Genomic DNA, 10271 nt, shown 5'->3' with positions numbered 1-10271 from the left:
GTCGTGGAGACCGCGGCCGTCGGCGCCCAGCTCGACCTGCGGCCGCTCACCTGGCAGCAGGCCGAAGCGTTCACCGCCGCCGCCCGCCGCACCGCCGCTCGGCGCCGGAAAGATCAACCTCGACAAGGGCCGCGTCAGCCTCCAGAAGAACCAGACGGTCTCCCTCGTCAAGGGCGGCCGCCCGCTCCTCTCCCAGGTCAAGATGGGCCTCGGCTGGGAGCCCGCGTTCCGCGGCAAGGACATCGACCTGGACGCCTCGGTCATCGCCTACGGCGCGCAGCGCAACCACATCGACAGCTGCTACTTCGGCAAGCTCTCGATCCTGAACGGCGCGATCAAGCACTCCGGTGACAATCTGACGGGCGAGGGCGGCGGTGACGACGAGGTGATCGTGGTCGACCTCGGCCGCATCCCCCAGGAGGTGACCGGCCTGGTCTTCACGGTCAACTCCTTCTCCGGCCAGAAGTTCACCGAGGTCGCCAAGGCCTACTGCCGCCTCCTGGACGCCGCGACCGGCGAGGAGCTGGTCCGCTTCGACCTCACCAACGCCGAGTCCCAGACCGGCGTGATGATGGCCAAGCTGGTCAAGCAGTTCTCCGGCGAGTGGGACATGACCGCGATCGGCGACTTCGTGAAGTCCCGCACGGTGAGGGGCATGGTGAAGCCGTCGGCCCAAGCGCTGTAAGCAGTTCTACGACCGCTGCGGGCGCCCCTTTCGAGGGGCGCCCGGCGTTTCAGTCCCCGGACGAGGGCCGTAGCCCGTCCGTCAGCAGGGACAGGTAGCGGCGGATGTGCTTCCCCTGCCCGTTCGCCAGCTCCGAGGCCGTCGACACCCCGTGGGCCAGCCGCAGGACCTCGATCGGCTCGATGTCCTGACGCAGGGTCCCCTCCCGCTGCGCCGCCTCGACCAGCCGCTGCGCCGCCCCCTTCATGGAGGTCGCGCAGGCGGTGAGCGCGACCTTGCTGCCGTCCATGACGGCCGAGCCCAGCAGGGTCTTCAGTCCGCGCACCTGGGTCGTGCCGACGCAGACCTCGTACAGCCACTCGGCCAGCGCCTCGCCCGGCGGGAGTTCCTTCGCGAGCTCGTCGGCGCGGGTCCCGAGCGCCTCGATCCGGTCGACGTAGGCCGCCTCCAGCAGCGCCTGCCGGGTCGGGAAGTGCCGGTACAGCGTCCCGGAGCCGACGCCCGCGCGCTTGGCGATGTCGTCGAGGGACGCGTTCTCCCCGTGCTCGGCGAAGGACTCCGCCGCCACCTTCAGCAGCCGCTCGTAGTTGCGCCGGGCGTCCGCACGCATGGGTCTGACCTGCGCCATCCAGATACTCCTTGCGAACCGGGGACCGTCTCCGTATCTTACCGAGTACTAAACGGAGACAGTCCCCGCTTATCGCTGTGTTCGTCGACGGGCAGTCCGTGCTGCCCGCACGCCATTCACACGGGGACGCCAGACCGGGAGAACTCCATGTCCACCCCGTCCACCACCACCGATGCTCTCTCCGCACCACCCCGACCCGCCAGGCTCGGGGCCGTCCTGTTCGTCATCGTCACTTCCTACCTGATGGTCGGCGTCGACTCCACCGTCGTCAACGTCGCGCTGCCCGACATCCAGAAGGACCTCGACTTCAGCCCCACCGGGCTGTCCTGGGTCCTCAACGCCTACACGCTCGCCTTCGGCGGGCTGCTTCTGCTGGGCGGCCGGGTCGGAGACATCGCCGGCCGACGCCGTACGCTCACGATCGGCGTCCTGGTCTTCGCGACCTCCTCCCTGCTCGGCGGACTCGCCACCGACAGCGCCTGGCTGCTCGCGGCCCGCGCGCTGCAGGGCATGGGCGCCGCGCTCATCGCACCCAACACGCTCGCCCTGATCACCACCAACTTCCCGGAGGGCCCGCGCCGTCACCACGCACTCGGCATCTACACCTCCATGGCGGGCATCGGTGCCTCGATAGGCCTGGTCATCGGCGGCATGCTGACGTCCTGGGCATCCTGGCGCTGGTCCCTGCTGATCAACGTGCCGATCGGCATCGCGGTCGCCCTCGCCCTGCCTCGCTTCGTCGCGGAGACCCCGCGCCACGCGGGCCGGTTCGACGCGGCGGGCGCGCTCACCGGTACCGCCGGCATGACCTCCCTGGTGTACGCGTTCATCCGGGTCTCGTCGGACGGATGGGGCGATATGCAGGCGCAGTTGGGGTTCAGTTCGGCGGCGGCGCTGCTGGCGGGCTTCGCCCTGGTGGAGTCCCGCGCCGCCCAACCCATCATGCCGCTGCGCCTGTTCGCCGACCGCAACCGCGCGGGCGGCTACGCGGGCGTCCTGCTGCTGCCGGCGGGCATGTTCGGCGCGTTCTACTTCCTCACCCTGATCAGCCAACGGGTCCTGGACTACAGCCCGTTGCGCGCGGGCTTCGCCTTTCTGCCGATGACCCTGGCGTTGTTCACCGTGGTCCGCTTCGTACCGCGCCTGCTGGCCCGCTTCGGCGCCAAGCCGGTCCTGCTCACCGGCATGGCCCTGCTCGTCACATCGGCGGCATGGCTGTCGCAACTCCGGCCTGACGACGGCTACTTGACCGGCCTGCTGGGCCCCCTGTTCCTGATGGGCGTGGGCGTCGGCCTGAGCTTCATGCCCCTCAACGTGACAATCCTCGCGGGCATCGAGCCCCGCGAGGCGGGCGCCGCGTCGGGCCTCCTCCAGACCCTCCAGTGGCTCGGCGGCACCCTCGGCCTGTCCATCCTGGTCACGGTCTTCGGTACGGCGACCCGGCACACGACCGGGTCACCGTCCGAGATCCTCGTCCACGGCTCGGCCCGGGCGTTCGGCGTCGGCGCGCTGATCGCCCTGACGGCGCTGCTGGTGTCGGCGTTCGTGATCACCGGCAGGAAGACCGAGGAGGCTGTCTAGAACAAGGAAGACCGAGGGGACCGTCTAGAACAGCGCGCTGTACGCGTTCAGCGCGGGCTGTCCGCCGAGGTGGGCGTAGAGCACGGTGGAGTCGGCGGCGATCTCACCGCGTGCGACCAGATCGATCATCCCGGCCATGGACTTGCCCTCGTACACGGGGTCGGTGACCATCCCCTCGGTGCGGGCGGCGAGCCGCATCGCCTCCAGGGTGGTCTCGTCCGGGATGCCGTAGATGCCGGCGTGGTAGCGGTCGTCCAGTTCGACGTCGTCGACGGTCAACTCCTGCTTGACCCCGATCAGTTGGCCGGTGCCCTGGGCGATACGGGCCACCTGCTCGCGGGTCTCGGCGGGCTTCGCCGACGCGTCGATGCCGAGCACCCGGCGCTCACGCCCGCCCGCCTCCTCGATCGCCCGGAACCCGGCGACCATGCCGGCCTGGGTGGAGCCGGTCACCGAGCACACGACCACGGTGTCGAAGAAGACGCCCAACTCCCGCTCCTGTTCGGCGACTTCGTGGGCCCAGTTGGCGAAGCCGAGGCCGCCGAGCGGGTGGTCGGAGGCGCCGGCCGGGATGGCGTACGGCTTGCCGCCGCCCTCCTCGACCTCGCGCAGGGCCTGCTCCCAGCTCTCCTTGAAGCCGATGCCGAACCCGGCCTTCACCAGGCGTACGTCCGCTCCGGCGAGGCGGCTGATCAGGATGTTGCCGACCTTGTCGTAGACGGAGTCGGGCCACTCCACCCAACTCTCCTGGATCAGCACGCACTTGAGCCCGGCGCGGGCGGCACAGGCCGCGACCTGGCGGGTGTGGTTGGACTGCACGCCGCCGATCGAGACGAGGGTGTCGCAGCCCTGTGCGAGGGCGTCGGCGACGAGGTACTCCAGCTTGCGGGTCTTGTTGCCGCCGTAGGCCACACCGGAGTTGCAGTCCTCGCGCTTGGCCCACAGGGCGGCGCCGCCGAGGTGGGCGGTGAGGCGCTCCAGCGGGTGGACGGGCGAGGGGCCGAAGAGGAGGGGGTAACGGTCGTACGAGGAAAGGGACATGGGGTTCTCCCGGGTCGATCGGGGGCGTGGGCCAGTCGAAGGCCCGGTCAGTCGGTGTCGGCGAGGCCTTCGAGGCCGCGCCAGATCTCCGCCGTCACGTGGACCGCGTCGTCCACGTCACCGTCGGCGCAGGCCTCGATGAGCCGCTCGTGCAGGCCCGCCGAACGGCAGTTGCCGCCCTCGCCGAAGCGCCGTCGCTCCAGTCGGCGGATGAGTGGGGTGTAGCGGGCGACGGTGGCCGCGGCGGCGCGGTTGCCGCTGACGCGGACGAGGACGTCGTGCAGTTCGTCGTCGGCGCGCAGCGCGGCGTCCACGTCTCCCGCGTGCACGGCTGCGGCGAACCGGTCGTTGGCCGCGCGCATCACGTCAACGTCCGTGTCCCGCAAAAGGGGTACGGCGACCCGCGTCACCAACTCGTGCAGGGCGCCGACGACAGCCGCCGCGTCCCGTACATCGGCGGCCACGACTGCCGTCACCCGTGTGTAGCTCTGCGGCTTGCTCTCCAGGAGCCCGTCGTCCACGAGCCGCGAGAACGCCTCCCGCACCGGCGCCCGCGACAGCCCGAGCCGCTCCGCCAGCTCGGCGTCACGCACCACCGCACCGGGTTCGATCTCCCCGGCCACGATGGCGTCGCGGATCGCTTCGTAGGCGCGGTCCCTGAGCAGGGTGCGCGGGACGGGCCGTAGGGCGTTCATGAACTGAAATGTTAGATGTCAATCTCCCGTCGGGCAAGGGTGTGGCCCGCACCCCCCGTGGAAGTGCGGGCCACGCCTCGGCTCTCAGGCGGCCCAGGGCCAGTCCGCGTCCCGGGCTGCCTCCAGCAGCGGCACCATCCGGAAGGCCGCGTCCGAGAGGCCGCCGAAGGTGTGCCGGTCGGCCTTGCCGGACGGGCCGTGGCCCGGCCGGTACCCGGCGAGGTTCCAGGTGTAGACCGGCACGCGGGCCGGTACCTGCTCGGTCGGGTCGCCGTGCCGGCTGTACTCGTACTGCTCGTCGGTGACGATCAGCACCCGGTCCTGCCCCCGGTAGTGCGCGCGGACCGCCGAGGTGGTGTCGGTGCCGCCCAGGTCACCGAAACGGCCCAGGATCTTGAGCACCGACTCACCCGCGCCGAAGTCGAGGCGCCTGCTCGTGGTGCCGAACTCGACGAGGTCCGCGTCCGCCGCCCGCAGCGCGAGCGCCGTACCGAAGATCGCCGCCGCGTCGGCCCGGTTGAGCTCCGAGCGCTCGGACAGCCGCGAGTAGAACATCGAACCCGAGCGGTCCACGAGTACCAGCGTGCGGCCCGGCAGCGCGGGCACATTGGCCAGCGAGTGGCCGAGCGCCTGCTCCAGCGGGTACGACCAGCGCAGCGAGGGCGCGTGCCGGTACGCGGCGAGATACCGGAACGGGAACTGCCGCGAGCGCGCGACCTCCGCCGGGTCGCTGATCGTCGCCGCCACCTGCGCGGCGACTTCATCCGAGACCCCGGCCTCGTCGAAGTTGCGCAGGTTTCGGACCAGCGCCATCGAGCCCATGGACGGGATGACCGCCTCCCAGGCCGCCTTGTCCATCGGTCCCTGGAGCCAGCCGGCCAGCGCCTCCCACGTCATCCCGGCCGCCGCGAGCCGCTCGGCACCGTGGGACGCCGTGACGACCGCGCGCCGCTTCGCGACCGGCAGCGCCATCAGCTCGCGGTGCGCGGTCAGGACGTGGTTCGACGCGGGCGGTACGGCGGTGTCCGGGTGGTGCCGGCGGTCCAGCGCGTACTGGAACAGCTCGCCCTGCCACGCCTTGTCCGGGTCCGGCGCCGCGTGCACCAGGTTGAGGATGTCGCCGAAGCGGTAGCCCTTGGACGCGGTGTCGTACTTCAGCAGCGACGTGCCGCCGTAGAGACGTCGGACGGCGTCGGCGACACCGCGCTTGACGGGCTTCGGGATGTTGCGGCCGTAGCGCGCGGTCCAGTACGCGAGCAGCTCGCCGGGCTCGTCCGGGCGCCGGAGCACGGAGTCGACGACCCGTCGGTTCGAGGGGCCGTCGGTGGCGCCGGCGTCGAGGCGGGCCTTCACGTACTCGGCGGCGCCCACGATGGAGGCCGTGCGGAGGTTGCCCTCGCCGCGCAGCCAGCCGAGCAGGCCGGCCGTCCAGACCGGGTCGGTGACGGCGAGCTCGCGCACGAGGGTGGCGAAGCGGTCGTCGCGGTCGTCGCCGGTCTCGTAAAAGGTCTGCTGGGCAACGAAGTTGGCGACGGCGAGCAGAAAGAGCTCGGAGCGCGCGTCGCGCTCACGGCCCCGGCCGCCCTGGTACGTACGGAGCACTCGGCCCGTGGAGGTGACGCGCGAGGTGGGCTGAGCCTTCGCCGCCTTGGTGTTGAATCGCGCCATGGTGAATTCCCCCGAATTCCTTGGTGTTTCGGAGGAAGACGCAGCGAAAGGTGGGTGCCCGAGTTCAGAAGGCGGCGACGGACTTATCCAGATGCTCTACCCAATTGAGCTACACCGACCCGAAGTCGATGACGGGGCTCGAACCCGCAACCGTCCGATCCAATGAAGTAACCGTTGCCTGCGCACCGGGCACCCACCATGAGCTGCGCCTCCCGAGATCAAGAACGGCTGCGGTGTCTTTTTCGGTTGCAACGAAGTAACCGCCGCCTGCGCACCGGGAGGTGCGTGCTGTTGTGATCTCAGAGTAGGAGGCGCAGCTCTGGCGGGGCCAACCAATTAAATCCGCCGGGGAGTTCAGCCGCGCTTCTGGCGCTTCCAGGGGCCGGTGATCGCCAGCATGATCCCCGGCGTCTGGATGTTCGCGTACAGCGTGTGGCCATCAGGCGAGAAGGTCACGCCCGTGAACTCGCTGTACTCCGGCCTCTCTTCGGTGCCGATGTTGAGTTCGTTGCGGGCGATCGGGTACGTGCGGCCGCTGTCGGTCGCGCCGAACAGGTGCTGGACGCCCTCGCCGTCCTCGGCGATGACGAGGCCGCCGTAGGGAGAGACGGTGATGTTGTCGGGGCCGTCGAACGCGCCGTCCACGGACGGGTCGGGGTTGACGCCGATCAGGACCTTGAGGGTGAGGGTGCGGCGCTTGGGGTCGTAGAACCAGACGGCGCCGTCGTGTTGGACCGGGCTCTCCGTGCGGGCGAACGAGGAGACGATGTAGGTGCCGCCGTCGCCCCACCACATGCCCTCCAGCTTGCGGGCGCGGGTGACCTCGCCGGTGGCGAACTGCTTCCGCACCGACACCGTCTTCGCGTCGCGGTCGGGGACGTCGACCCAGTCGACGCCGTACACCGTGCCGATCTTCGTCGCGCGGGAGAGGTCGTCGATGAACTTGCCGCCGGAGTCGAAGCACTTGAAGGCCTGGAGGACGCCCGCGTCGTCGGCGAGGGTGCGCAGCTTGCCGCGGCCGTGGTGGAAGTGCTCCGGCGGGGTCCAGCGGTAGAGGAGGCCGTTGGGGCCGGACGCGTCCTCGGTGAGGTAGAGGTGGCCGCGCTTGGGGTCGACGACCACCGCCTCGTGGGCGTAGCGGCCAAGTGCCTTGACGGGCTTGGGGTTTCGGTTGGCGCGGCGGTCCGCCGGGTCCACCTCGAAGACGTAGCCGTGGTCCTTGGTGAAGCCGTTGGTGCCGGCCTTGTCCTCGGTCTCCTCGCAGGTGAGCCAGGTGTCCCAAGGGGTGTTGCCGCCCGCGCAGTTGGTGGCGGTGCCGGCGATGCCGACCCACTCGGCGACGTGGTCGCGGCGGACCTCGACGACCGTGCAGCCACCGGCCGCGGCGGGGTCGTAGACGAGGCCCTCGGCGAGCGGGACGGGGTGGGGCCACTGGGCGCGGGGGCCGGCCAGTTCGTGGTTGTTGACGAGGAGGGTGGCGCCGCGCGGGCCGTCGAAGGTGGACGTCCCGTCGTGGTTGGAGGGGGTGAACTCGCCCGACTCCAGCTTGGTCTTGCCGCTGTAGGTGATGACGCGGTACTTGAAGCCGGCGGGCAGGGCGAGGAGGCCGTCCGGGTCGGCGACCAGCGGGCCGTAGCCGACGCCGACGTGCCCGTGTCCGTGGTCGGCCGCCGACTCCTCGGCCTCGGTGTCGGTGGACGCGAGGGCGTTCGGTGCGGTGGCGAGGGCGCCGACGCTGCCCGCCAGCGCGACCCCGGCCCCGGTGACCGCTGATTTTGTGGCGAAGTCCCTGCGGGTGAGCGACATGGTGTCTCCTGTGACGGTGGGTGAGCCGTGGAGGGTGGCGGACCTCGGTCGGCGCCACGCTTCCGCCCAGGTCTGAACGGGAGTTGAACACCAGGCGACTTCACCTGCCTCTCTTCCATGAATCCGTATGCGCTCCCCCACGAGACCCAAAAGTCCTCCCCACCCGAAGAATCGACCGGCCGGCGCTTAGAAAGCAAGGTCAAAAGGTGTGGATGGGATGGAACGGATGGATCAGGGCGAAATTCGTGATTCATTTCAGATTGCCTTGACTCAGCCTGCCCTCAGCAATAGACCTGAAGAGCACACCCCCGAAGGCCGGTTCACGAAACCGGCCCATGTGAGCGGGAAGTGCCCCCTGGAACGGCCCTTTCGAGAAGGCGCGATCGCCGCAGCCCATAAGGGACCAAGAGCCGTGATCTGATGAGGTGGTCTGGCGTGAGCCAGCCCGAGATGATGCGAGGACCGACCGGCGGCCAGCTGAGTGACAGCTCCCGCCGGCAAGCGAATTCAGACTTCCTGCGGCCGCAGTCGCCGCTGGCCAATGTCGTCGGCTTCGGCCACGGCGTGAAGTGGATCGACGGACAGGCCACGGGCGAGGCGGCCGTGCTGGTGTTCGTGACCCAGAAGGTTCCGGAGTCCCAGCTCCCCGAGCGGGATGTCATCCCGCGGACGATGGACGACGGCACCCCCACCGACGTCGTCGCGGTCGGCCATGTCGCCGCACAGCGTCAGCAGCAGCAACGCAGGACAGCGAGCCGCTCCGAGGACCGCGGTACCTACCGGAGCGACGGCAGTACGGCCGAGCAACTCGCGGGCCTGACACAGCCGTTGCTGGAAGAGCTCGGCGGGCTCGGACAGTTCGAGCCGCAGCTCCTCAAGCGCCGTATGCGTCCGTCGCCCTGCGGTGTCTCGGTCGGCAACGTACAGGTGACCGCGGGCACGCTGGGCAGCGTGGTGTACGACTTCCTGCCGGGCGCCTCCGTGGACCCGCCGGGTCCCGGCCTCGGCACACCCGCGAAGTTCTACGTCCTCTCCAACAACCATGTACTGGCCGACTGCAACCGTGCCCAACTGGGCAGCCCGATCCTGCAGCCCGGCGCGTACGACGGCGGCACGGACCCGGCGGACCGCATCGCGACCCTGGACCGGTTCATCCCGATCCAGTTCGCGCCGCAGATCCCGGTGGAGCGCCACAACAACGTGGTGGACTGCGCACTCGGCGCCGTGGACTTCCAGGACGCCACCCGTGAGCAGCACTTCAGCGGTGCGCCGCGCGCCTGGCGGCGCAAGGCCAACGTCTCGGTCGGCGACCTGGTGAAGAAGACCGGCCGTACGACGAACATCAGCTTCGGCCGCATCATCGCGACCGACGCGACGATCGACGTCAACTACGGCACAGCGGGCACGGCCCGCTTCAAGGACCAGATCCTCACGACGAACATCTCGGCGGGCGGCGACTCGGGCTCCCTGGTCACCTCGCTCGACAACGTCGCACTGGGGCTGCTGTTCGCCGGGTCCTCCGTGGTGACGATCGCCAACCACATCGAGAACGTGCGCGCGCTGCTGCGCGTCGAGTTCGCCGAGCAACTGGCCTGACGGTCACTCAATCTCCGTACAGGAGGAGGGATTTCCCCATGACCACACAGGCACGCAGGCAGAAGGGCGCGGCCTCGGCCGAGCACCGGTTCCACAACGCGCAGGGCGCCGAGGTCAAGACGCGCGACGAGGCGTTCGCGCCGCAGCGGGAGGTGTCACCGGAGGCGGTGTCCACGACCGCGAAGCTGGAACTGCACAACGAGGCGGCGGTCACCTGGCAGTTGGAGGTGATGTACAACCCCAACACCTATCCGTACGTCATCATCGGCGGCCACATCACGGGCACCATCAGCGGCGGCCCCTGGAACATCACGGGCGGCTTCATGGGCGAGACGATCCGCCTGGACGCCAAGCGCACGAGCGGTGGCACCGAAACGGTCACCATCGTCGGCGAGTTCCACAACCCACCGGCGTATCGGGGGACGTACGGCTTCAACGGAGACACGTCGTCGTTCAAGCACACGACGGTGTACCACTGCTGAGGTGGTGAACGACTGAGCGTGGCGGGGGGGGGGGGGGCCGCCCCCCCCCCCCCCCCCCGCGAAAAACCCCCCCGGGGGCCCCCCCGGGT

General features: G+C 69.9%; 9 protein-coding genes. 4 read left to right on the top strand and 5 right to left on the bottom strand.

Features of this window, described 5'->3' with window-relative positions; genetic code table 11:
- The coding region (locus tag ACFWP5_RS22020; RefSeq protein ID WP_384158973.1) for a TerD family protein at nucleotides 1-685 on the top strand (685 nt) is incomplete at its 5' end.
- A 49-nt stretch (nucleotides 686-734) separates the two neighbouring features.
- On the opposite strand, the gene ACFWP5_RS22015 is transcribed toward ACFWP5_RS22020, so the two are convergent.
- The gene (locus ACFWP5_RS22015; RefSeq protein ID WP_384158971.1) at nucleotides 735-1313 is read right to left on the bottom strand and encodes a TetR/AcrR family transcriptional regulator; all 579 of its coding nucleotides are present in this window, start codon (nucleotides 1311-1313) and stop codon (nucleotides 735-737) included.
- 147 nt (nucleotides 1314-1460) lie between these two features.
- On the opposite strand from ACFWP5_RS22015, the gene ACFWP5_RS22010 reads away from it, so the two are divergent.
- The gene (locus ACFWP5_RS22010; RefSeq protein WP_384158968.1) at nucleotides 1461-2894 is read left to right on the top strand and encodes an MFS transporter; all 1434 of its coding nucleotides are present in this window, start codon (nucleotides 1461-1463) and stop codon (nucleotides 2892-2894) included.
- A gap of 24 nt (nucleotides 2895-2918) precedes the next feature.
- On the opposite strand, the gene ACFWP5_RS22005 is transcribed toward ACFWP5_RS22010, so the two are convergent.
- From ACFWP5_RS22005 to ACFWP5_RS21990, 4 genes are all read right to left on the bottom strand, one after another.
- Nucleotides 2919-3935 (bottom strand): 1-aminocyclopropane-1-carboxylate deaminase, encoded by a 1017-nt coding sequence (locus ACFWP5_RS22005; protein ID WP_384158965.1) that lies wholly within the window; start codon nucleotides 3933-3935, stop codon nucleotides 2919-2921.
- A 47-nt stretch (nucleotides 3936-3982) separates the two neighbouring features.
- Nucleotides 3983-4630 (bottom strand): GntR family transcriptional regulator, encoded by a 648-nt coding sequence (locus ACFWP5_RS22000; RefSeq protein WP_384158962.1) that lies wholly within the window; start codon nucleotides 4628-4630, stop codon nucleotides 3983-3985.
- Nucleotides 4631-4714: 84 nt separating this feature from the next.
- On the bottom strand, nucleotides 4715-6298 hold the full coding sequence (locus ACFWP5_RS21995) for a TROVE domain-containing protein (RefSeq protein ID WP_384158959.1): 1584 nt from the start codon (nucleotides 6296-6298) through the stop codon (nucleotides 4715-4717).
- 354 nt (nucleotides 6299-6652) lie between these two features.
- The gene (locus ACFWP5_RS21990; RefSeq protein ID WP_384158956.1) at nucleotides 6653-8104 is read right to left on the bottom strand and encodes an alkaline phosphatase PhoX; all 1452 of its coding nucleotides are present in this window, start codon (nucleotides 8102-8104) and stop codon (nucleotides 6653-6655) included.
- A gap of 435 nt (nucleotides 8105-8539) precedes the next feature.
- On the opposite strand from ACFWP5_RS21990, the gene ACFWP5_RS21985 reads away from it, so the two are divergent.
- Both ACFWP5_RS21985 and ACFWP5_RS21980 read left to right on the top strand, forming a co-directional pair.
- Nucleotides 8540-9700, top strand: coding sequence for a hypothetical protein (locus ACFWP5_RS21985; protein WP_384158953.1), 1161 nt, complete (start codon nucleotides 8540-8542; stop codon nucleotides 9698-9700).
- 38 nt (nucleotides 9701-9738) lie between these two features.
- A complete protein-coding gene (locus ACFWP5_RS21980) occupies nucleotides 9739-10182 on the top strand; it encodes a hypothetical protein (protein ID WP_384158950.1) in 444 nt (147 codons plus the stop codon).
- The last annotated feature ends 89 nt before the right edge of the window (nucleotides 10183-10271 follow it).

This window comes from Streptomyces sp. NPDC058469, from assembly GCF_042721125.1.
Classification (GTDB): domain Bacteria; phylum Actinomycetota; class Actinomycetes; order Streptomycetales; family Streptomycetaceae; genus Streptomyces.
This window is presented reverse-complemented; position numbering and strand designations above follow the sequence as displayed.